18 protein-coding genes are annotated in these 22,048 nt (G+C 44.1%); 12 read left to right on the forward strand and 6 right to left on the reverse strand.

Annotated elements, in window-relative coordinates; translation table 11 throughout:
- The first annotated feature begins 32 nt into the window (after positions 1–32).
- Together M301_RS07355 and M301_RS07360 are read left to right on the forward strand one after the other, a co-directional pair.
- Positions 33–698 carry a hypothetical protein gene (locus tag M301_RS07355; RefSeq protein ID WP_013148137.1) on the forward strand — a complete coding sequence of 222 codons (666 nt, stop codon included), beginning with the start codon at positions 33–35 and terminating at the stop codon, positions 696–698.
- Between the two features lie 47 nt (positions 699–745).
- Positions 746–2,008, forward strand: coding sequence for a hypothetical protein (locus M301_RS07360; protein ID WP_013148138.1), 1,263 nt, complete (start codon positions 746–748; stop codon positions 2,006–2,008).
- A gap of 19 nt (positions 2,009–2,027) precedes the next feature.
- On the opposite strand, the gene M301_RS07365 is transcribed toward M301_RS07360, so the two are convergent.
- Both M301_RS07365 and M301_RS07370 read right to left on the reverse strand, forming a co-directional pair.
- A complete protein-coding gene (locus M301_RS07365) occupies positions 2,028–2,687 on the reverse strand; it encodes a phosphatase PAP2 family protein (protein WP_013148139.1) in 660 nt (219 codons plus the stop codon).
- 216 nt (positions 2,688–2,903) lie between these two features.
- The gene (locus tag M301_RS07370) at positions 2,904–3,329 is read right to left on the reverse strand and encodes a hypothetical protein (protein ID WP_013148140.1); all 426 of its coding nucleotides are present in this window, start codon (positions 3,327–3,329) and stop codon (positions 2,904–2,906) included.
- A 224-nt stretch (positions 3,330–3,553) separates the two neighbouring features.
- On the opposite strand from M301_RS07370, the gene M301_RS07375 reads away from it, so the two are divergent.
- The 4 genes from M301_RS07375 (at position 3,554) to M301_RS07390 (ending at position 6,437) form a co-directional block, all read left to right on the forward strand.
- The gene (locus M301_RS07375) at positions 3,554–4,027 is read left to right on the forward strand and encodes an ASCH domain-containing protein (protein WP_013148141.1); all 474 of its coding nucleotides are present in this window, start codon (positions 3,554–3,556) and stop codon (positions 4,025–4,027) included.
- Between the two features lie 106 nt (positions 4,028–4,133).
- Positions 4,134–5,651: a protein adenylyltransferase SelO gene (locus M301_RS07380; RefSeq protein WP_013148142.1), complete on the forward strand. Its 1,518-nt coding sequence runs from the start codon at positions 4,134–4,136 to the stop codon at positions 5,649–5,651.
- A 150-nt stretch (positions 5,652–5,801) separates the two neighbouring features.
- Positions 5,802–6,104 carry a DUF5710 domain-containing protein gene (locus M301_RS07385; RefSeq protein WP_041359379.1) on the forward strand — a complete coding sequence of 101 codons (303 nt, stop codon included), beginning with the start codon at positions 5,802–5,804 and terminating at the stop codon, positions 6,102–6,104.
- Positions 6,105–6,110: 6 nt separating this feature from the next.
- Entirely contained in the window at positions 6,111–6,437 is a 327-nt protein-coding gene (locus M301_RS07390; protein ID WP_013148143.1) for a hypothetical protein, read from the forward strand.
- A 22-nt stretch (positions 6,438–6,459) separates the two neighbouring features.
- On the opposite strand, the gene M301_RS14225 is transcribed toward M301_RS07390, so the two are convergent.
- From M301_RS14225 to M301_RS07410, 4 genes are all read right to left on the reverse strand, one after another.
- Entirely contained in the window at positions 6,460–7,050 is a 591-nt protein-coding gene (locus M301_RS14225) for a 4'-phosphopantetheinyl transferase family protein (protein ID WP_013148144.1), read from the reverse strand.
- Complete coding sequence (locus M301_RS07400; RefSeq protein WP_013148145.1) at positions 7,051–11,058, reverse strand: Pls/PosA family non-ribosomal peptide synthetase; 4,008 nt, start codon at positions 11,056–11,058, stop codon at positions 7,051–7,053.
- A 36-nt stretch (positions 11,059–11,094) separates the two neighbouring features.
- Positions 11,095–13,665 carry a cyanophycin synthetase gene (gene cphA / locus M301_RS07405; RefSeq protein WP_013148146.1) on the reverse strand — a complete coding sequence of 857 codons (2,571 nt, stop codon included), beginning with the start codon at positions 13,663–13,665 and terminating at the stop codon, positions 11,095–11,097.
- A 62-nt stretch (positions 13,666–13,727) separates the two neighbouring features.
- Positions 13,728–15,890, reverse strand: coding sequence for a cyanophycin synthetase (locus M301_RS07410; protein ID WP_013148147.1), 2,163 nt, complete (start codon positions 15,888–15,890; stop codon positions 13,728–13,730).
- A 104-nt stretch (positions 15,891–15,994) separates the two neighbouring features.
- Here M301_RS07410 and M301_RS07415 point away from each other — a divergent pair, with 104 nt between their 5' ends.
- From M301_RS07415 to M301_RS07440, 6 genes are all read left to right on the forward strand, one after another.
- Positions 15,995–18,331 carry a cyanophycin metabolism-associated ABC transporter gene (locus M301_RS07415; RefSeq protein ID WP_013148148.1) on the forward strand — a complete coding sequence of 779 codons (2,337 nt, stop codon included), beginning with the start codon at positions 15,995–15,997 and terminating at the stop codon, positions 18,329–18,331.
- 2 nt (positions 18,332–18,333) lie between these two features.
- Positions 18,334–18,813: a cyanophycin metabolism-associated DUF1854 family protein gene (locus M301_RS07420; protein WP_013148149.1), complete on the forward strand. Its 480-nt coding sequence runs from the start codon at positions 18,334–18,336 to the stop codon at positions 18,811–18,813.
- Between the two features lies 1 nt (position 18,814).
- Positions 18,815–19,069, forward strand: coding sequence for a VF530 family protein (locus M301_RS07425; RefSeq protein WP_013148150.1), 255 nt, complete (start codon positions 18,815–18,817; stop codon positions 19,067–19,069).
- A 194-nt stretch (positions 19,070–19,263) separates the two neighbouring features.
- Positions 19,264–19,620 carry a hypothetical protein gene (locus M301_RS07430; RefSeq protein ID WP_148218585.1) on the forward strand — a complete coding sequence of 119 codons (357 nt, stop codon included), beginning with the start codon at positions 19,264–19,266 and terminating at the stop codon, positions 19,618–19,620.
- A gap of 78 nt (positions 19,621–19,698) precedes the next feature.
- Positions 19,699–20,949, forward strand: a complete 1,251-nt coding sequence (locus M301_RS07435; RefSeq protein WP_013148152.1) for a TolC family protein — start codon at positions 19,699–19,701, stop codon at positions 20,947–20,949.
- Complete coding sequence (locus tag M301_RS07440; protein WP_013148153.1) at positions 20,946–22,046, forward strand: efflux RND transporter periplasmic adaptor subunit; 1,101 nt, start codon at positions 20,946–20,948, stop codon at positions 22,044–22,046. Before M301_RS07435 ends, M301_RS07440 begins: the two co-directional genes overlap by 4 nt.
- Positions 22,047–22,048: the final 2 nt, after the last annotated feature.

Raw genomic sequence — 22,048 nt, forward strand, 5'->3', positions numbered from 1 at the left:
TAGTAAATTTTAGTCAATACAATAGGATAAAAATGACACATTTAGTCGTTGTAGAAGCAACTAACCTTATTCAGTCTGGCGACATAGTGAGGGCCGAGGCTGTACTCACCGCCCTAGTAGAAACTGAGGGTGATAACGCCTTGATTGAGGTGCTTGATGATATTCCTTCGAAGGATTTATTGGCTGTCATTCGTGAGTATGACTCGTCTAAACAGTCACTATTGAATTTATTGATTACGCCTGAGCAATTTGCGCGTGTGGTTGTTTTAGAGCGTCTCTATAAAGATATGTCACACGAACAACTGCGCGGAATGATGAATTCGGTCATTTTTCGCGAAGACGCCGATGCTAGTGAGTTCATAGAGGCAATCGCCGAGCTTGAGTTTGGTTATGAGACATTCGCGGATTACCTTTCAGATCGTGCAGAAGAAGTTGTTGGAGAGACATTTGCCGCACTTGATACTGAGGACATATCACGCTCAGAAATTAGCGATCATGACTGGAAAGAGCTCACATGGTTACTACGTCATGAACATTCAGACATTTATAATATAGTGCTTGTCCTCTTAAAAGCCAAACTTCAGGAGAGAGTCATTCCTGAAGTTGCGCTTACTGGTGAAGAGGATGAGGCTATTGAGAACACGACTCCTGAGGAAAAAACACCTAAAGAGGAAGAAGATGAAGACTCTGCAATTTAGGCACTATTTGCTCAATATGCAGCCTTTGCATCATTAAATAATCACTCATGGCACTCACCCAAAATACTCATTCTGTTGCAGCCTATGACAATGCACCTTTCTTTGAAAAGGTGCTTAAACATGCAGTTCAGAACAACTTCATCGATCAACCTAGGTTAGCTGAAATAATCAATGATGCCGCCACTGGCTCGCTACAAATTGCTGAATATTTTGATGAATCCACTCATCTGAGAAAAAATCTAGAAGTATCCATGAAGCGCATGGTGAGTTTGGTAAGTTTGCATCTTGAGGATACAACAGATGGTGAGCTAGATAAAGCCGCACAACTTTTAAAAGATAAACCATTTCGAGCACTCTCTCGCGGTGGGTCACAAATGCTAAAAGCGCTCTACAACATGCCTGAGGATGAGCACTTCGGTTCAGCCCGACTTGATTCTGAGCGCGAGTTCCTAAAGAAATGTTTAAGCAAAGAGCTGTCTGTCGCTAAATATAGGCAATCATTTAAGGATTGCGAACGGTATAAAAGCCACCTCAATTTAGCTACTTTGCTGGTTAAGAAGCTTGGGGCGACTACCAGTGAATTAGACGAGATGCATGCATCGACTCAGCATGTTATTCGTACATCATTGCTATCTTTGGCTTACGGTGCAAAAAAAGCCATCACTAATAAAATTAAATTTCCTGACGAAAACACCTTATTCGAGATTTTCACCTCAATTCGTAAAGAGTGGGCGCTCCTAGGTGATGTGACTTGTTCAAGCAAATTTATGGATGATGTGCCAGCTGAGTATCAGGTTTATACCAAATCAACACTCCAAAGCATTCAGAGTGAAGATATTCCTAAAATTGTGAATCAAGCTATTAGCTTAGAATCAGTGTTAAACGACCTTAAACATAGTCAATATTTTTACTTGCACAATCAGCTAAATGAAGTGAGTCGCTTCGACAAAGCGCTTTCAGCGGACTGGTTTGCACTTACTGGTGGTATTGATGCCAGTGGCAATGATGAAGACTCGTTGCTTCTAACCTTATTTCTTTGCGTGGCAGGTGGTGTAGATCGTAAAACCACATTAAAGGTTTTCGAGGCTAAAAAAGCCGTGTTAAACATTCGCGAAAATGGTCTTTTACAAAATGAAGTGCTGAATCTAATTAAAACAGCGCCACATGATGATATAGATCAACTTACGTCTTTATGGGATGAATTTATAGATGAAGCCTCACCCTATCTGCTTGATAGTTCAGATGAAAATTTACATGAAGTCATGATGTATTTAACTGAACGCTGCAATATACAAAAACCAAAGAAATAGCGTAGCAAACCTAGCAATCTCAAAGCTGACTGGGAGTTTTTTCTGTAATAAAATAAGATCGTGTAAACGGCTGGTCATGGCCAGATAAATACAAGGCTAACTTCACCGACATATCGTGCGCTGGAATATAGTTTGGTGTAGTTGAGCCAAATACAAGTAGTAAACTCAGAATTAGCAATTGCAAATAGACTAAACGCTGACGGTGACTTTTTATGGCGTAAATTGCCACACCACATACAACTAGCCCTAAAACCCAGCCTGCGACTACCTCACTAATACTGTGCATACCAAGGACAACGCGAGACACACCAACTGCAAAGCCAAGCATGAGACCAAACCATAAACCAATGTTTTTTAATTTAGTTTGCGCGCCCCCACCCACTGAATAAAACAATATCGGCAGGATGGAAGTGGCTAGTAAGGTATGCCCACTCACGCCAGTAAAGTCTAATGAGGCAATACCTACTCCCCATCCGAGGAAAAGCAACTTAGTAGCGAGCGTAACAGTGACCGCTAAGGTAAGCGCTGTTAGCCATAGATAAATAGCCGTTTTTTGATTGGAAATCCAAAGCGTAGCCACTGATATGGCTAACACAGGAAACAATAAGCTTGATGAGCCAAGTTGCGTGATTAACTGCCAGTATGCGCCAGTTGCTTGCATCGATAATTGCGAGATCATAAATTAACTTTACTCATGGAAAATGTATGTTGCTGTTGGACTTTAGCCTGAAAGACTTGATTGTACGTCATTATAAAATGACTGGCATGTGCCATACAGACCAAATTTCCATACTGAATATCTAGTGTGGAAATTTGTAATAACGAAATGTGGGGAAGTTGAAGGTAGTATTATTGCAGGGCGTGTGTTGCTAAGTTTGCCTGACTATTCAGAAAGTTAGTTAATAGGTGTAAATTCGCGACCTCGGCATCGTCCAATTACAATCTCATCATTTACTTTCTTAAAGCGCTTGATAACGGATAGCAATCTACGATCATTTATAAGTGTGCTGAATTTCTCCGTATTTTGTTTTGACGATAAGCTTTCTAGGTGCGTATTGTTATCCGAGTCTTGAAATATATCGCTGAAATACTTTAAGTCTACAATATGATTATTCATCATCACACAGATGGCAAAACAGCCATGCTCATTCTTTGTAGCAAGCTTAGCAGGAATCTCAAATTTATTCGCCGCAGATGCAAGTTGCGAATATTTGTTTTGAAAGAAGCGCCCTAGATGATCGCTGCAATAGTCCTTGCCTAACTCCAACAAGTTAGTAAGTTGCATCGTACTGTCTAAATGAATGCTTGCCATAATTGCCATATACTTGTTACCTTCAGCTTGTAAATAAGATGAAAAAACTAATTTTCATGGGTTCATATTGCACTGCTTTGCTTACAAGAACCTGACATCTTTATAAAAAATTATTTTTACTTTGCTGAGTGTTGTGAAAAAAACCGTATGAGAAACTTCTCAGAAATACGATGGTTTTTCTTTTCTGATAAAATGCCGCTGAATTTCAGGCTTCAGAAAGAAGCAAATTAAATATGTCCAACACTCCCACCCTATTTCCTAAAGGTCTAACAAAAGCGCTTTCACTTAAGCAACCCTATGCATGGCTGATTGCAAATGGATACCTACTAGTGGATGACCGTACTTGGGGAACGCAATATCGTGGGCCGATACTTATTCATGCAAGTAAAGGCCTGTATGAGGTGTATTACGACTACCTTAAGTCCAATACTGATATTCCATTACCTGATAAAGATAAACTTGAATACGGTGGCGTGGTGGGCATTGCTAACTTAGTGCTTTGCTGCCTTCCAGGTGATTTACCTAAAAATATTAGTCGTCAGCAACGCGCTCATTTTGGTGGGGTTCATCAAGAATACTTTGGCTTTCTTTTTGAACAAGCACGCCCTGTAGCTCTGATGCCATGTCGTGGCAAGCTGGGTATTTTTGAGATTAATATTGATGAGCTCTTAGCAGCACCGCCAGCGGCACAAGCTGAATTATTTTAAGATTCATACAGTCATATTTAACACTATTAACGCTTCTCATTTTCTGAATGAATCGTTATTATCAAAGCTAATGAATACCCCAGTAATTTAGTAAGGATTACACCAATTGAAAGATTCAAAACAAGACTTAAATGAGGCTTTAAAAAAAATCTCAGCGACTTCATTAGGCTGGAATTTTGATAATAGCTACACGCGACTACCTAAAGCTTTTTTTGTTAAGCAAAAACCGACGCCAGTTAAAGCGCCGCATATCGTGCTCTTCAATCAACCATTAGCCGCCACTCTAGGATTAAATGCGGAGGCTATATTAGAAGATGAAGCAAGTTTGGCATTTTCTGGCAACACAATTCCTGTGGGCGCAGAGCCTATCGCGCAGGCGTATGCAGGGCATCAATTTGGTCATTTGAACATGCTTGGCGATGGCCGAGCTATATTACTCGGGGAGCATTTAACGCCAGAGGCTAATCGCTACGATATTCAACTTAAAGGTGCGGGTGTAACTGCTTATTCACGTCGTGGCGATGGCCGTGCCGCACTTGGCCCTATGCTTAGGGAATATATCATTAGCGAGGCGATGCATGCGCTTGGAATACCCACTACACGCAGCTTAGCTGTGGTAACTACGGGCGAATCCGTGTATCGCGATAGCATTCTGCCTGGTGCCATTTTAACGCGTGTGGCTTCAAGCCATATTCGAGTGGGAACATTTCAATTTGCCGCATCCCATGATGATCCAGAGATTATAAGAACACTGGCGGACTACACCTTAAATCGGCATTTTCCTGAGTGTATAGGCACTGAAAATAAGTATTTATCGCTACTAAATGCCGTGATTGATCATCAAGCCAAACTGATTGCACAGTGGATGCAAGTCGGATTTATTCATGGTGTGATGAATACAGACAATATGTCAATTTGTGGCGAAAGCATCGATTTTGGGCCTTGTGCATTTATGGATAGCTATGATCCTGCAACTGTTTTTAGCTCGATTGACCAGCAAGGTCGATACGCTTTTGGTAACCAGCCGCCTATCGCGCAATGGAATTTGACGCGATTTGCAGAAACATTGTTGCCACTGATACATCAAGATGTAGAGGAAGCTATAAGACTTGCAGAAAAAGCTCTTAGGGCATTTGCAGATAAATACCAGCAGTATTGGCTGGCTGGCATGCGGGCGAAGTTAGGCCTATTCACAGAAGCGCCTGATGACCTTGCTTTAGTAGAAGAACTGCTAAGCTGCATGAAAAAAAATCGCATGGACTATACCAATACTTTTCGCGGCTTGTCTTCAAGCTTGAACGCAAACGCGCCTACAGCAGCTCAAGGAAATATAGATACGCCTGATTTCATCACATGGCAACAACAATGGAATAAACGACTATCAAGCCAGACTAAAAGTTTGGATGATGCGATTGCATTAATGTTAAAGACAAATCCTGCGGTGATTCCACGCAATCATCAAGTAGAAGCTGCATTAAGCGCAGCAGAATCAGGTGATTTCACAGTACAAGAAAAACTGCTTGAAGTACTTTCTCAGCCGTTCAAAGAGGATGCTAGCCGCGCGAGTTATCGCATGCCGCCTTTACCCACAGCAATGCCTTACAAAACATTCTGTGGAACTTAGTCGAAATACTAAGCTTGTGACAATAACTTGCCCTCAATCATTTGAGAGCAAGCGCTTCACTGGTATGAAGTTGCTTTAAGAATTAGCTATAATGCTTCTTTTAAAAAAACTCATTATCTAAAGCAGTAATGTAAAAACCTTAGGAAGAAAATGACCGCAGCAACCAATATTGCACTAAAAGTACCATTCAATGAGAAAGACCAAGCTAAATCGCTAGGTGCACGCTGGAATGCAGAATCAAAAAACTGGTATGTACCGCAAGGCATCGACGCAGCGCCCTTTGAGAAATGGTTCACAAACGCCCCTACTTCTACCCCTGCTCAATCTGTATCTAAACCCACCACTGCAAAAACGGATAAACCTGCTCCGAGTCAGCCCTTTGATGATGACATAGATGCGATTAACGCAAGACTACGTGATGCTTATGAGTCACATGATGGTGATGCATTCTAATCACGCATGTCTCGCCGTGCACATCACAACGTTTATGTTATTGAGTTATCTAAAGACGTGCTGTTTGAGGCTAAATTCATCAAATGTAACCCCAATTACATCAGCGGGAAACCATGTGTTTATGTTGGCATGACAGGCTTAGATCCTGATGTACGTTTTGATAAACATAAGGCTGGCATTCAATCTAACCGATATGCAAAGCAATATGGACTACGGTTATTGCCAGACTTGTACGAAGGTTTTAATCCGATGACCTATGATGAAGCTGCCAGTATGGAAGTTGAGATTGGCATCGATTTACGCAGTGCAGGTTTTGGAGTTTGGCAGGCTTAACGTGAAGGCATCTAACGGCTACTTAGTAAGCTATTGCACCGACATAGCCATTAACTAGAGCTAAGCTACAAACATTGAGGCTTTCAAGTTTTTTATCTCTAGCCGCGCTCCATTCTGTTAATGCTTCACTTTTCGCTTTTAGGCTGGCTTCAAACTCTGTCCAAGCCATTGCAAAAGCTTCTTTATGGCTTTCTATTGGCTCTCTAAGAATACGTTCCGCAACGTTTACGCCCAAATACTCAATGGCTAGCGTTCGTAACTCTGCATCATCAGGAACACTATTGATCGCCATTAAATCGACACCTATAGAGCCATGCATGTTGATTGCAACCAGTGACAGCCCAACTTCATGACTAATAGAAAGTCCAATATTGCGATTTTTATTTAATAGCTTAACTGCTTGACCTGCTTGAGAAAGCAAGTCTATTTCACTCACATCGCAATGCAGCAATAAAGCTAAAACTTCTTGAATCGCGACTCTCACTAACTGCCTAGCTTCTGCACGTTGCATGTTTGGCGATGTTCGCAAGGCAATGACAAGCAAGCCATTTTCTGGAATTAGTTTGCCTGCGTCATTTGGCCACTCTAATACAGAAAGCCGCTGCTGAAGCATTTATGACCGATCTGGAATCGCTGGACAGCCCCACCAACGCGAATTGGCTGGAATGCTTTCGCCTTTCATCACCAATGTGAGTGGCCCTAATTTGACGTTATCTGCCACGTGAGCACTGTAAAGTACAGTACTACGCGCACCGATACTCACTCGCTTGCCGATATTCACATGATCAATTTTCATGATTCTGTCCTCAAACAGATGAGTTTGCGGACATACCAGCGCGTTGAGTTCGCTGTATTCACCAATCGTTACACAGTCAAATTCGGTCAAATCAGTGGTATCTAAATACACGCCTCGTCCAATATTACATCCTAGTAAATTAAATACCACGGGCAACCATGGAGAGCCGCGTAAATAGCGCATAAAATTGGGTACAACTAAGCCTTCATAAAGGTTAGTGATACCTTCTGACGTCCATACAAATGGCGTCCACATAGGCTGAGAGCGCTTGTCGTAACGGAAAATCAGTATCCATTTAAGGAGAGCAATAAAAACAAAGCCACCTACGCCATACAACAAACCAGCTGCAACCAAGTGTAAAGCTACTATCCACCATTGACCTGCAGAGGCATAAGGCATGGCATTAAGCACCACGGTGTAACCAACAGCAATCACCACGGCGTGTGGCGTCACTATACGGTAAGCCTCGACTAGTGCTCGCCCTATTCTGCGCAAAAATGAAGGACGGAATGTCAACGACTCAGGGTACATTCCAATGGTTTCTTCCCGCGCAGATAGATTAATGGCTGGCGAACCTAGCCAAGTGTCGCCTTTACTCATCACCTCATTGCTAGGCGCGCGCGAATGAACGCCTATCAAGACATTTTCAGGAATGACAGTACCATCAGGAATGTAAGCACCATTACCAACAAAGCTACGTTTGGAAATAACGGTCGGCTGGGTCTGCATCCAGCCACCTTGTATAGACTCATCACCTAACATCACACCATCGGCGATAAATGATTCATCTCCCAATGTCAGTAAATCTGGCACAACACCTTGTGCTGTGGAGATTTCAGCATCGCGCCCTACTTTTGCGCCCAATAACCGGTACCAAAATGGCGCATATACGGTAGCGTAAACGCCATGCAGAATGTTTAAACTCGACTCCTGAATTTGATTAACCAACCAACGGCGACAATACACATTGCTGTGCACTGGCCAACGACCAGCTTTTAAGCGCATCAAGACTACCCAGCGTAACGCCGCAGAAATCAAAGCCGTACAGACAATTAGCACAGCAATAGCAGGAAATGCTAAGAAGAAGTATTTAACTAATTGAAATGAGGTACTGCCATGCTCAAGCCACGGATAACTTTCATCCATACGATCGACCAACATCATGCTTGGGAAAATTGGGATGAAAAACAGCACTGCTGTGACTAAGACGCCAAATATAAAAAATACAGCTTCTGAAAATAAGCGGACTTTAGAAACTTCAGGACGTGGCACGTGTGACTTTTCATCAAAAGCACCTATATCTTTTGCTGGCGAACCACTCCAAATACGCTTAACTGGCACATGCATACCATCACTCAATGCAGAAAGGCCTTCAACACGACCGTACTCTCCTACACTGGTATTGCCTTCCAGTACCGCATAGGAATCGACACAGGCTTCCTTAGCTATGAAAATATTGCCTAAGATTAACTCACCATGCTCTACTCTGGCATTTTCTAAATTGACCGCATTGCCAATACTGACGCCATCAGCGATTTCTAATAAGTCATGAGCGCGTAACGAAACTGAACCAATATTAACCTCACGACCAACTTTTGCGCCAAGCGCACGCAGCCACCACACATATAGCGAAGAGCCGCCTAACATATACAAAGGCGCGCCTTCAATTAAGCGGTCAGACAGCCACCAGCGGAAGTAAGTTAGACCCCACAACGGGTAGCGTCCAGCTTTAAGCTTGCCTGCAACCAGCCATTTACCAAAGATTGCCACGACAAAACTAAGCACTGTGACTAGAAGAAATACGCCTATGGAAGCTGTAATAGCTTCCGCGATAGAGTCGCCCGGGTCACCAGTAAAGAAGTGATAAGTAAAAAATGAGGCCAACCACTGTGACATGCGCAACAACACCAACACTGGCACCACTACAGCTTGCGCCGCACCACATAGCCATCGTTTAGTCGCGGATGGTGGCACCCAAGTAGACTCTACAACGGGTAAATTAGCGGGCGTTTCATTTAAAATTTCGGCGATACGCCCAATTTGGCGATGTTGATAAATATCACGCACGGTAAAACTAGAAAACGTTTCATTAGCTCGTATTGCCGAAGCTAACCGAGCCGCCAATAGCGAATGACCACCTAAATCAGTAAAAAAATCGGCTTCGCGACGTATCGATTGACCAGGGAAAAGTCTATTTAGGGCAGTAAACAGAACTTCTTCGGCTTGGTTCTCTGGGCTATCTGAATCACTGTTTTCGTCTGCCAACACGCTTAAAGGTAAAGCTCGCAAGGCTTTCCGATCAATCTTCCCGGAAGTAAGACGTGGCATTTCTGCGAGGGTCACAAAATAGGCTGGTACCATATAAGGCGGTAAGGTTTCGGCTAAAGCTAGACGTAATTGCGACGCCGCAATACCTTCGCCACTTTCGCTCACGACATAAGCGACTAAACGCTCCATACCATCATCTTGTCGTAAAATAACCGCAGCTGTTCCTATGTTATCTTGGGCGCAAAGCGCGGCTTCAATCTCGCCTAACTCAACGCGAAAGCCTCTAATTTTGACTTGATCATCAGTTCTGCCTAAACATTGAACTCGACCAGCCTCATCAATTCTTGCAAGATCACCCGTACGATAAAGCCTTTGGTCATGCTCTCCCGTTGCAAATGGGTTGTTTAGAAATTTCTCGGCAGTAAGGTCTGGTCGTCCAAGATAACCAATCGCTACACCTGGTCCACTGATACACAGCTCACCTGTTTCGCCACGATCAAGTAAGCGCAAGCCAGTCGACGGATCAGGATCAACTACGAGCAATATGTAGTTAGGTAGCGGCAGACCGATAGTCACCGCTTCATTAGCGTGCAATTGAGCCAATGAAGCCGATACCGTCGCCTCCGTAGGCCCGTAAGTATTAAACATTTTACGTTCGGGAGTAGCCCATTTATTGGCCAAAGATTCAGGACAAGCTTCCCCACCGAGGTTAACGATACGTAGATTGGGCAACTCGCGATTGAACAATGCGAGTAAAGTTGGCACCGCATGCAGTACCGTCACTTTTTGCTCAAATAAAGCTTGTGGCAATGCGTCTGCATCGGTCGCTAGTTCTTTTGGAGCAATCCATAGCGTAGCCCCCACTAGGTAGCTAATCCAGATCTCTTCAAAAGACATATCGAATGCCACTGAGAAACCTTGATAAACAAGGTCTGAGGCAGTAACGCCTAGCCGACTGTTTTCGCTACGCAAGAAATGACAAATTGAGCCTTGATTCACCAGAATGCCTTTAGGCTTTCCTGTTGAGCCTGAAGTGTAAATCACATAAGCGGGATGCTCTGGTAAGGCACCAACCCGTCTTTTTAATGCACCCTTAACTGGCAAAAATAAACCCTCAGCATCCCATGCTATTGTGGGTAAATTGCCTAACTGTTTTATAAACGTATCACAACTTATTAAACCAAAAGCATTTGCATCACCCAAACAAACTGCTACCCGCTCTGCTGGCGTATCTGCATCAAAGGGTAACCAAGCAGCGCCCGTTTTAGCAATAGCCAACTGCATCACGAGTAAGTCCAAGCCTCGTGGCAGCCAAAGACCAATAATCTGCCCAGGACTAACGCCATGGTCAATCAAATGTGAGGCTGCAAGATCCGCCTTATTATTCAGTTCAAAATAACTAAGCTTGCGTTCACCAAAAATTAAAGCTGTTTGATTGGGTAAACGTTCTGCGGTAGCCTCAAAAATATCAGCAAGAACCTCAGTAACGATTAGTTCAGCTTGACTCTGGCCGAATAAAATACTGGGCAGAGGGTGTTGACCACTGGTGGTGTTCATAGGATGGTGGAGCTCATAGAAACAAGTTTAATTGAATTAAGCTTGCGAGATTTGTTGTGCGATGTATGCCAATGCTTCATCAACTTGATCGATTAGTATTAAACATAAATCACCTTTTTCTAGGCGTGACAATGCTGCGTCAATGGCTACAAACTCTCCGCGTATCTCGTCTACTTTTTTAGTGCGCTTGGCGTTTGCCAAACCACTTCTTAATAACGCAAGTACCTCGCCATCTGCACGACCGCGTTGACATTGATCTTCATACAGAATCACTTCATCAAAAGCATCACCTAAAATTTCTGATTGACGGCTGATATCAATATCTCTGCGGTCGCCAGCGCCGCTAATCACTACCATGCGTTTTTTTGCAGGGATATTTTCAATGGCACTGACTAGCGCAACGATAGCATCAGGATTATGTCCGTAATCAGCAATCACACTGGCGCCACGATATTCAAAAAAGTTAAAGCGGCCTGGTGCGGTTTGCGCATCGTTAACAAAAGTTGATACGCCTTGAAGAATGACATCCCACTCAACTTTTAACGCCCATGCAGACGCGATTGCAGCCATGGCATTCTCAACTTGAAAGCCTATCGTACCGTTTCGAGTGACAGGAATTTTCGCCAAATCAATACGATGCTCGTTGTTCTGTTGTGCGGCAACAATCTGCCCACCTTCAACATAAACCACCCGATGCCCATGCGCGCGGTGAGTAGCGATGACAGGTAGCTGACCATTTTGCGCAAAGAAAGTCACTGCGCCAGGACAAGCTGCAGCCATATTAGCCGTCATTGGATCTGCCGCATTCAGCACGGCCATGCCATCAGGGGCAACGTTTTGCACAACGACTCTTTTAACTACAGCTAAATCTTCCACAGTAGTGATATAACTTAGCCCTAAATGATCACCCATGCCAATATTGGTGACTACCGCGACATTGCAACGGTCAAACGCTAAGCCTTCACGTAACACACCGCCTCTAGCAGTTTCTAACACAGCCGCGTCTACATCTGGGTGCATTAGCACATTACGGGCGCTTTTTGGTCCACTGCAATCGCCAGTATCAATGCGACGACCTTCGATATAAACACCGTCTGAGTTGGTCATGCCGACTCTCAAACCTTGGCAAGTCAAGATGTGCGAAATTAAACGTACTGTTGTGGTTTTGCCATTGGTTCCTGCGACAGTAACAAGCGGAATCCTGCCATCATCGCCAGCAGCAAACATCGTAGATAGAATGGCTCCGCCAACTTTGCGGCTTTTGCCGTAAGAAGGCTGCAAATGCATGCGCAAGCCCGGCGCGGCATTTACCTCTACGATGCCGCCACCCTGAGCCTCAAGCGGATGCAATACGCTGTCGCACATCACGTCTACACCGCAAATATCCAACCCAATCATTTGTGCAGCAGCCACTGCTGTTGCCGCTAATTCCGGGTGCACATCGTCAGTCACATCAGTTGCTGAGCCACCAGTACTCAAATTAGCATTACTGCGCATCACCACACGCTGCCCTTTGCTGGGGACTGAATCTGCATTTAAGTTTTGCTCGGCTAAAGTGCCTAACGCGATGTCATCTATGCGAATTTTAGTGAGCGAAGTCGCATGACCAGAACCGCGTCGTGGGTCACTATTAACCTGCTCAACCAATGCACGAACAGTGCGCACACCATCACCCAGCACAATCGGCGGATCACGTCTTGCTGCTGCAACCATTTGATTACCAACAACTAACAATCGGAAGTCGCTGCCTGTAATAAAACGCTCAACCAATACTTCTGAACTGATTTTAGATGCAGCCACAAAAGCGTCATTAAGCTGTTCACGCGTGACAATATTCACCGTCACACCCTTGCCCTGATTGCCATCTTTCGGCTTAACAACAACAGGTCCGGCAATTTCAAGCATGGCGGCCCATGCTTCTTCTATAGTAGAAACCTCTCGTCCAAATGGCACGGCAACGCCAGCCGCATCGAGTAATTTTTTTGTTAAATGTTTATCTTGCGCAATCGCTTCGGCAATCGCACTACTACAATCTGTTTCAGCTGCTTGAATGCGGCGCTGACGGCTACCCCAGCCAAGCTGTACCAAGCTACCCTCTGTTAATCGGCGATAAGGAATTCCTCTAGCAATTGCAGCATGTACGATAGAGCCCGTACTCGGTCCTAATCGCACATCTTCATCTAAGTCTTTCAGCTCAGTCAGTGCTGCATTCAAATCAAATGTCGCATCTGCCACTGCAGCTTGGCAAAGACTTTCCGCCAACTCAAGCGCCCTACGACCTACCTCTTCTTCGCTATATTCAAACACGACTTGAAATACACCAGACTCTGGTGTTGCAGTTGTGCGACTAAATGTCACCAAGCTTCCTGATTGGGCTTGCAACGCCAGAGCCGTGAGTTCCAGCACGTGCGCCATCGTTACAGCTTCAGTATGACCGCCAAGTTGCAACATACCAATCTCAGGAAAACGCTCACGAAGCCGCACTTCAAAACCGTTAATATTGGCAATGCAACATTCCAGCTCGTCACAGGTCACAACCGCTTCAATAGACGTATGTCGGCTCCATAAATTAGGGCCGCGAAGTGCTCGAACACGATTGACTTGCATTAAACAGTTTTCCTTCTTGTTTTAATTCTATGTATGTTGATTATTATTGGATTAATTTAAAGTTAAGCAATATTGACATGTTTAGGTACGAATGTTTTGATACCAGTAATAATCAGATCAAGCGAAATCCCAAGCGCCCATGCAGCGCCTACGGCAGCCAAGAAGCTTGCAATCTCTATTGTTTCAGATTGGTTATTCAATGCTGGAATTGCAGTTAAGCTCACCAAAGGTGTTTTGGCTTTTCCATTAGCAAGCATAATGTACCCATCTTGCAGTACCACAGCTCGACCAGCTTTAGCTACGTGCTCATTAACAATCTCTAATTCCGCATCTTGGGCAAAAAATATCACTTCGCCATCACATAATTCAGCCATCATTGCCACTAATGGATCTTCAGCATTCAACACAGCAGCGCCGTTATCTAGCACCACATCCACTTGTGTACGCATAACATTGTAAACTTGCTCAATGGTTTCTATGTAATATTCACCAAAGTGTTTCTCTGGTTCAATATTCGTGATAACGCCCACTTGGCAACGGTCATAGCCCAAGCCTTCACCTAAAATGGTCGAAGCACTATTCTCAATCACCGCCGCTTGCACTTTGCGATTCATCAATAACTTCTGGGCCGCAGTCCAGTTAGCACAATCTTTTTTATCTAACTGACGCTCATCTACATATAAACCATCTGCGCAAGCTAGACCCGTATGCAAACCGCTAAGCTGAATCAAGCTGGCCACAATTTGAGCAACTTGTGATTTTCCGTGAGTTCCTGCGATACCTACAAGCGGAATTCGACCAGAGTCCTCACTGCTAAATAAGCTTTCAACAATCGCCTTGCCAACAGGGCGCGCCTCGCCTTGCGCTGGTTTTAGATGCATTAATAAGCCAGGTCCTGCATTCACCTCAACAATTGCAGCGCCTTGCTCAGCTAGCGGACGAGAAATATCCTCAGCTACCATATCAATACCAGCAATATCAAGGCCAACAATACGTGCAGCTAAGGCTGCTACAGCAGCAACTTCGGGGTGAACCAAATCTGTTACATCAATCGCCACATTGCCATTACGCTGTACGATAATAGACGTATTTTTTGGCAAAACTGAATCAGGCGTATAGCCTTGTCGTTGAATTTCAAAAATGACTGATGGTGTTTCATCAATAAGCAGAGGCTCCAACGGAAACTCTTCCGCCTCGCCTCTTCTGGGGTCTGTATTGACTTGCAAATCGATTAATTGGCGAACTGTAGACACGCCATCGCCAATCACTGAAACGGACTCACCACGCGCTGCGGCAGCTAACTTTCCGCCCACAATTAATAGACGATGCTCATTACCCCGTATAAATCGCTCAACAATCACCTCACTACCTTCTTCGTCAGCGAGCTTGAATGCAGCCTCCACGTCAACGCGCGTCATCAATTCAGTAGAAACACCACGTCCATGGTTACCATCACTTGGTTTTACGACAACGGGTAAACCAATATCTTCAGCCGCTTCCCAAGCATCTTCAGGGCTTTCTACAATGCGACCTTCTGGCACTGGCACGCCGCAATTTTGTAGCAATTGCTTGGTTAAATCTTTGTCACGTGAAATGCCTTCAGCAATCGCACTGGTCATATCCGTTTCAGCAGTCCAGACACGGTGCTGTGCAGCGCCATAGCCAAGCTGCACTAAATTACCTTCTGTCAAACGGATAGATGGAATGCGTAATTCTGTTGCAGCATCTACAATGCAAGCAGTACTGGGGCCTAAGCAGTAGTCATCGACTAGCTCGCGAAGTGATGCAACGGTTGCTGCAACATCAAATGGTCGATTTTCTACAGCCGCCATAATCAAGTCGCGCCCTGCATTTAATGCTGCTCGACTGACTTTTTCATTACGTGAACGCACAACAACTTTATAGATGCCTCGCACGGCTGTGCTGCGCGCTTTACCAAATCCACCTTGCATGCCTGCCAAAGTTTGCAGCTCAAGCGTTACATGTTCCAGTATATGCCCAACCCAAGTGCCTTCTTTTACCCGTAATAAAAATCCACCACGCTCGCCTATACCGCACCGGTGTTCAATTAGAGAAGGGAGCCATGAACTAAGACGCTCATAAAAACCTGGGATGGTGTTGGAAGGTGAATCCTCTAACGCACCAATATCTAGCCATACCTCTAGCACTGGACGATATGTCCATATATTTGGGCCATGCAGAGGTAATATTTTGAGAAATTGCATCAATCTATCCAGATTAATAATATTAAAATTAAACCTTTCGATTTTATCGCATTTAACTGACAGAAAGCTGACAGTAAACGATTTATATTTATTTGTAAGCTTGTATGATTGTAGTAAACTCAGCAGCCGTGAACAAGCAAATACAACTTTCAAACTCCGCGCCAAAGCAGCTGCCCGATGACTGGCAAACTAACGTGTCTGCACAATTAATGAGTGCTGAAACGCTGACTGGTTGGCTGGAAATCAATCTGGATAACAAGCTTCATTTTAAGAAGAGCTTGTTGGTCGTTACCAATCAACGTTTACTGCATATTGAGTTGCAAGCGCTGGATAGCGCTGCGCAAAGTATTGAGTTTCAATATGGTGCGAATTTAAAGCTGGAATACCGGGATCATGCTGGCGTAGGAAAAATCGAACTATTTGAGCAAGAAAAACGAATAGCGTACTGGTTTTTGACCTTAGAAAACAACACGGCAGCCTTACGTTTTGTTAAGCAGTTTGCGCAACAAATTACCAGTCTTGTCACTGGGCAGGCTATCAGCATAGAGCCAACGGAGCCGTGTCCAAAATGCCAGTTCCCCATGACTGCAGATCAAGACGAATGTCCGCAATGTAGTCGCACCTTAGATGCACCGCCTTCAACTTGGACGCTATTCAGGCTATGGCGCTTTGCAAAACCTTACCAATGGCAGTTGCTTGCAGGATTTTTACTGATGCTAGCGTCAACCGCCGCAACTTTGGTGCCGCCCTATTTAACCATTCCGTTGATGGATAAGGTGCTGATTCCCTATCAAAACGGTGTGCCTATTGATAAAGGTATGGTTTCCTTGCTGCTTATCGGGTTGCTAGGCTCAGCATTGTTGGCGTGGAGCCTAGGCTGGGCGCGGACTTATATTCTGGCTTTAGTCAGCGAGCGTATCGGGGCTGACCTTAGAACGATTACCTATGAGCATCTACTTCGACTTTCCCTAGAATACTTTGGTGGCAAACGTACTGGCGATTTAATGGCGCGCATAGGCTCAGAATCTGACCGAATCTGTGTATTTCTATCCTTACATTTACTCGATTTCGCCACTGACGTATTGATGATTATCATGACGGCAGCGATTTTAATTTCTATCAATGCCAAGCTAGCGCTCATCACCTTACTGCCGCTGCCCATCATTGCATGGATGATTCACCAAGTGCGTGATCGTCTGCGTACAGGCTTTGAAAAGATAGACCGTGTATGGTCGCAAGTAAGCAATGTGTTAGCCGATACGATACCTGGCATTCGCGTGGTAAAAGCTTTTGCACAAGAAAATCGTGAGGCTACGCGCTTCCGCGAAGCTAATCAACAGAACCTTTTGGTAAATGACCGCATTAATAAAATCTGGTCGCTATTCTCACCCAGTGTGACCCTGCTTACGGAAATTGGCTTGTTATTAGTCTGGGCATTTGGCATTTGGCAAGTATCTCGCAACGAAATCAGCGTGGGTATATTAACCGCCTTTCTCGCCTATATCAGCCGTTTCTATACGCGTTTAGATTCCATGAGCCGTATTGTTTCAGTCACTCAAAAAGCTGCATCTGGCGCCAAACGTATTTTTGATATTCTTGACCATGTTTCCAGCGTTCCAGAAGCGACTAACCCAGTGCACTTAGAAAAAGTCACTGGCAAAATCGAAATTACCAATGCAGGCTTTCGTTACGGCAATCGCGCTGTAATTAAAAACATCAACCTGACCATAGAACCCGGTGAAATGATAGGGTTGGTTGGTCATAGCGGATCTGGCAAAAGTACTTTAGTCAATCTCATGTGCCGTTTTTACGACGTCTCAAGCGGTTCAATCAGCCTAGATGGCGTCAATATTCGCTCGCTACCTATTTCTGAATATAGACGTAATATTGGACTCGTCTTACAAGATCCTTTCCTTTTCTTTGGCAGCATCGCAGACAATATTGCTTACGGAAAGCCCGATGCAAGCAGAGCTGAAATCGTTGCTGCAGCTCGCGCAGCACATGCTCACGAGTTTATTTTACGACTTCCGCATGGTTATGACTCTTTAGTTGGCGAGCGTGGACATGGCTTATCTGGTGGCGAACGTCAGCGTATTTCAATTGCACGTGCATTGCTGATAGATCCGCATATTTTAATTCTGGACGAAGCAACTGCCTCAGTGGATACAGAAACTGAAAAAGAAATTCAAAAAGCGCTGGATAATCTGGTTCAAGGTCGTACAACTATTGCAATTGCGCATCGCCTTTCTACCTTGCACAAGGCAAACCGATTAGTAGTATTAGATCAAGGTGAAGTAGTCGAAATTGGCAGTCACGATGAGTTGATGGCAAAAGAAGGCGCTTATTATCGACTTTACCAAGCACAGGCTAGAAATGTAGATACTGATTTAGATGACTTAAGTTCTGACGACGAAATTGCCAGTAAAGAATTGAATACGTAATCATGAAACAAACTTTTGAAGACTTCAAACTGATACGCAATCCCGCAGGGCAATTGCAACTCACCACACGTAATAATGAGGTTCACAATGGCGTGTATCCTGTTCGTGCCTTTCCAATCTCTGCGGCTGATGAGGGACTCTCGTTGATGAGTCGTGAAGGCCATGAACTGGCTTGGATTAGTCAACTAGCTGATGATTTGCCAGAAGACATACGGACACTGATTGCAGAAGAATTGATGCAAAGAGAATTCATGCCTGAAATTCATCGCATCATGCACGTATCCAGCTTTGCCACACCTAGCACGTGGCAACTGATGACGAATCGCGGCGAAGCAACGCTCACGTTAAAATCTGAAGATCATATTCGCCGACTAACACACACCAGCCTGCTCATTTCAGACAGCCACGGCATTGATTTCTTGATTCCAGAAATAGACCGTCTAGACAAACCAAGTAGAAAACTTCTGGATCGTTTTTTATAATATGACGAACGCTACGCCTACTCAACACAACAACCCTTTGCATGGTATCAAGCTAGAGCAAATAGTGACGGATTTAGCGAATCATTATGGTTGGAATGGCTTAGCCGAGCGCATTCCTGTCAATTGCTTCAGCAATGATCCTAGTATTCAATCTAGCCTAAAATTCTTGCGCAGAACGCCTTGGGCACGCGATAAGGTTGAAGCACTTTATCTAACTATGCTGAGTAAGCAAAAAACTACGAAAGTAGCCGAATAAAGCACCTGTGCTAATCAGCCATTAGCTACGCTGCCAAAAGATTGTGTTTCTCTGTACTTGTATCGACTTGGGTTTAAATAGCCAAGTTGAAAATAGTGTAAATGACAAGTTCAAATTTGAGATTTGGATTTAACCAGTATAATACTCATACAATGCTTAAGCTTAGTAAAAATTTTTTAATGCTGTGTTTAGTCATGTTGCAATTTTTTGCACCATTTATACATGCTCACGCGTATGGCTTGGACGACTCTAAAGAGCACGGCATCCACATACACTCCAGTGAGGTCAGCGTACCAGTTATTGACCCTGCTGTTGATAATACGCAAATAAGCGATCAACCAACCATTGGTGCAATTGTTACCGTTGCGAGCGGCATTAAAGTATCAAAAGCAGATGACATTGCAGACAAGCTTGCAATGCTGGCTGTTTTATTCACTATCATTTCAATTATTCTTAATGAATCAAGCTCGTTAAGACCCAGCTTTTTTCAAGTCCCAAAGTACCGTCACACACCCTACTCGCTTCAAAGTCCCCGCGCGCCACCTTACTAATTAAATCACTTAAGCTGTGCTTAATAATAGCTAACTATTATTTGGTTTTTTAACCAATCGATTTAATTAGGAGTTTTTATGTTTAAACCACATTACTTAGTGTGGGCATTATTTTTATCTTGTGTCTTTCATAGCGCTTTATCACCCGCTGAAGAGATGCAGCATGAAGATACATTGACCTCAGATCGCACCCTGACCTTACATGATTTGGTGGAAAAATCTCTACCAAACTACCCCAATAGCCAATTACTTAACGCTAAAAAACTAGAGCTTGAAGCGCGCCAAATACATGCTAAAGGCTTATTGCCTGCCGCACCTAGTATTATGCTGCGCAATCAAAATGACCAATTACTGAGCCGCAATGGTGAAAGCGAATGGGAGCTTGGTGTTGAGCTACCGATATGGTTAAGCGGCCAGCGAAAAGCGCGCGAGGCAATTGCAAATGCGTCGTTACAAAACCTGAATAGCCATACACAAAATATACGTTTGCAATTAGCGGGCATGGTGCGAGATGCCCTATGGGAAATTCAGCTAATGCAAGGCTTGGCTGATATTGCAAAGAATAAATATGACGCTGCAAGCCAACTGCAACAAGATATTGAAAAGCGAGTAAAGCTTGGTGATATGGCGCAAAAAGATTTACTCGTCGCGCAAACTGAGACTTTACAAGCTGAATCTGAAAAAATTTATGCTGAAGCTGAAGTTCAACATGCGAAGTTTCGCTATACGAATCTGACGGGTTTAAAAGTAATACCTGCTGAATTTACGGAAGCAAAATCTAATAAAAGTGAGTTAGATGCAATGCATCCAGCGTTGGTTGAGGCTAACGATAAAATCGCTTTAAGCGAACAGCGGAGCAATTTAACCAAAATTGAGTCCCGCGACAATCCAACCGTTATCATCGGAACGCGTAGTTTACGCGGCGCGTCTGATACACAGTTTAATAACAGCTTAGGAATCACTTTGCGAATTCCATTACAGACGGAATCACGCAATGCGCCACTGCTAGCCGCAGCTGAGATGCAAAATGCCGAGCAGAGAGCGAATCTAAGTCAATTAAAACAACTACTTGCCGCAGCCATGCACGAAGCTGAACATAACTTCGAAATCGGCGTTACTCAGCTTGAAGTGCTCACAAAACAAAACAGCATCGCACATCAAAGTTTAAACGTCACTCGCAAAGCCTTTCAATTAGGAGAGCTTGATTTAAGCGACTTAATGCGCGTGCAAACACAGACATTTAATGCCGATCGAAGCCTGAAAAATCAACAAATTCAACAACTTTGGAATACTGCGCGCTTCAATCAAGCAGTAGGAGAATTACCATGAGATTCACTTTATATTTCACCTTTTTTGTACTTTATTGCGGTCAAGCAATGGCTGTAGATCTTATAAAAATGACAGCTATACAACAAAAAAACTTGGATGTTAAAACTGTTAAGTTACAAGCTGAAACCAACATGTCAGGTCAAGTTTACCCTGCAGTTGTCGTCGTACCAGTCAACCAAGTCCATGTGGTAAGCAGCGCTTACGCTGGCTTGGTTGATCAGTTACAAGTAACGGCAGGTCAATCAGTTAAAAAAGGCCAAGTACTAGCACATATTATTAGCCCAGAACTCATCAGCATGCAGCGCGAGTATTTACAAAGCAATACGCAAAAACGTTTGGCTAGGCAGTCGCTAGATCGTGATGAAGCTTTATTTAAAGATGGCATCATTGCCGAGAAGCGCCTGCAAACATCACAAAATAGCCACCTTGAAACTTCCGCACAAATGAACGAGCGTCGTCAATTGCTAAGACTATCTGGCATGGGTGATGGCTCAATTAACCAACTTGAAAAAAGTGGTCGCTATCAAAATGGTATCGCTTTAGTTGCGCCAATTTCCGGCGTAGTGCTGGAGCAAATGGTCTCACAAGGTCAGCGAATTGATGCGGTGATGCCCTTACTAAAAATTGCACAATTAAGCCCACTTTGGGTAGAGGTACAGGTACCACTAACGAATCTTAAAAAGAATCATATTCAAAAAGGCGCGCTAATCGCTATTAAAGACCTAGATGTATCTGGCAAAGTAATCACAGTGCTGCCTAGCATGCGCACGCAAGATCAAACTGCGATTGTTCGTGCTGAAGTACGTAGTGGCGTTGATCAACTATTCCCCAGCCAAATGGTGGATGTCATTATTTCATCCACTGCCAGTGCAAGTATGAGTAACTTTAAAGTACCAACTAGCGCGTTGGTGAGTCATCAATCGCGCGTGATGGTGTTTGTACAAACAGACACTGGTTTTGAAGTTCGCGAGGTCAAAGTAGTGAATACCCAAGGCGATATAACTAGCATCAGTGGTGATTTTAACGGGACAGAAAAAATCGTGATAAGTGGTACAGCCGCTATTAAAGCTAGTTGGCAAGGCATGGGTGGGGAATAAGC

Source organism: Methylotenera versatilis 301, from assembly GCF_000093025.1.
GTDB classification, from domain to species: domain Bacteria; phylum Pseudomonadota; class Gammaproteobacteria; order Burkholderiales; family Methylophilaceae; genus Methylotenera; species Methylotenera versatilis.

Excerpts from the sequence above, each read along its gene's own strand:
- M301_RS07355 (WP_013148137.1), top strand. The coding sequence starts at position 33 with ATGACACATTTAGTCGTTGTAGAAGCAACTAACCTTATTCAGTCTGGC.
- M301_RS07360 (WP_013148138.1), top strand. The coding sequence starts at position 746 with ATGGCACTCACCCAAAATACTCATTCTGTTGCAGCCTATGACAATGCA.
- M301_RS07365 (WP_013148139.1), bottom strand. The coding sequence starts at position 2,687 with ATGATCTCGCAATTATCGATGCAAGCAACTGGCGCATACTGGCAGTTA.
- M301_RS07370 (WP_013148140.1), bottom strand. The coding sequence starts at position 3,329 with ATGGCAATTATGGCAAGCATTCATTTAGACAGTACGATGCAACTTACT.
- M301_RS07375 (WP_013148141.1), top strand. The coding sequence starts at position 3,554 with ATGTCCAACACTCCCACCCTATTTCCTAAAGGTCTAACAAAAGCGCTT.
- M301_RS07385 (WP_041359379.1), top strand. The coding sequence starts at position 5,802 with ATGACCGCAGCAACCAATATTGCACTAAAAGTACCATTCAATGAGAAA.
- M301_RS07390 (WP_013148143.1), top strand. The coding sequence starts at position 6,111 with ATGTCTCGCCGTGCACATCACAACGTTTATGTTATTGAGTTATCTAAA.
- M301_RS14225 (WP_013148144.1), bottom strand. The coding sequence starts at position 7,050 with ATGCTTCAGCAGCGGCTTTCTGTATTAGAGTGGCCAAATGACGCAGGC.
- M301_RS07400 (WP_013148145.1), bottom strand. The coding sequence starts at position 11,058 with ATGAACACCACCAGTGGTCAACACCCTCTGCCCAGTATTTTATTCGGC.
- cphA (WP_013148146.1), bottom strand. The coding sequence starts at position 13,665 with ATGCAAGTCAATCGTGTTCGAGCACTTCGCGGCCCTAATTTATGGAGC.
- M301_RS07410 (WP_013148147.1), bottom strand. The coding sequence starts at position 15,890 with ATGCAATTTCTCAAAATATTACCTCTGCATGGCCCAAATATATGGACA.
- M301_RS07415 (WP_013148148.1), top strand. The coding sequence starts at position 15,995 with ATGATTGTAGTAAACTCAGCAGCCGTGAACAAGCAAATACAACTTTCA.
- M301_RS07420 (WP_013148149.1), top strand. The coding sequence starts at position 18,334 with ATGAAACAAACTTTTGAAGACTTCAAACTGATACGCAATCCCGCAGGG.
- M301_RS07425 (WP_013148150.1), top strand. The coding sequence starts at position 18,815 with ATGACGAACGCTACGCCTACTCAACACAACAACCCTTTGCATGGTATC.
- M301_RS07430 (WP_148218585.1), top strand. The coding sequence starts at position 19,264 with ATGTTGCAATTTTTTGCACCATTTATACATGCTCACGCGTATGGCTTG.
- M301_RS07435 (WP_013148152.1), top strand. The coding sequence starts at position 19,699 with ATGTTTAAACCACATTACTTAGTGTGGGCATTATTTTTATCTTGTGTC.
- M301_RS07440 (WP_013148153.1), top strand. The coding sequence starts at position 20,946 with ATGAGATTCACTTTATATTTCACCTTTTTTGTACTTTATTGCGGTCAA.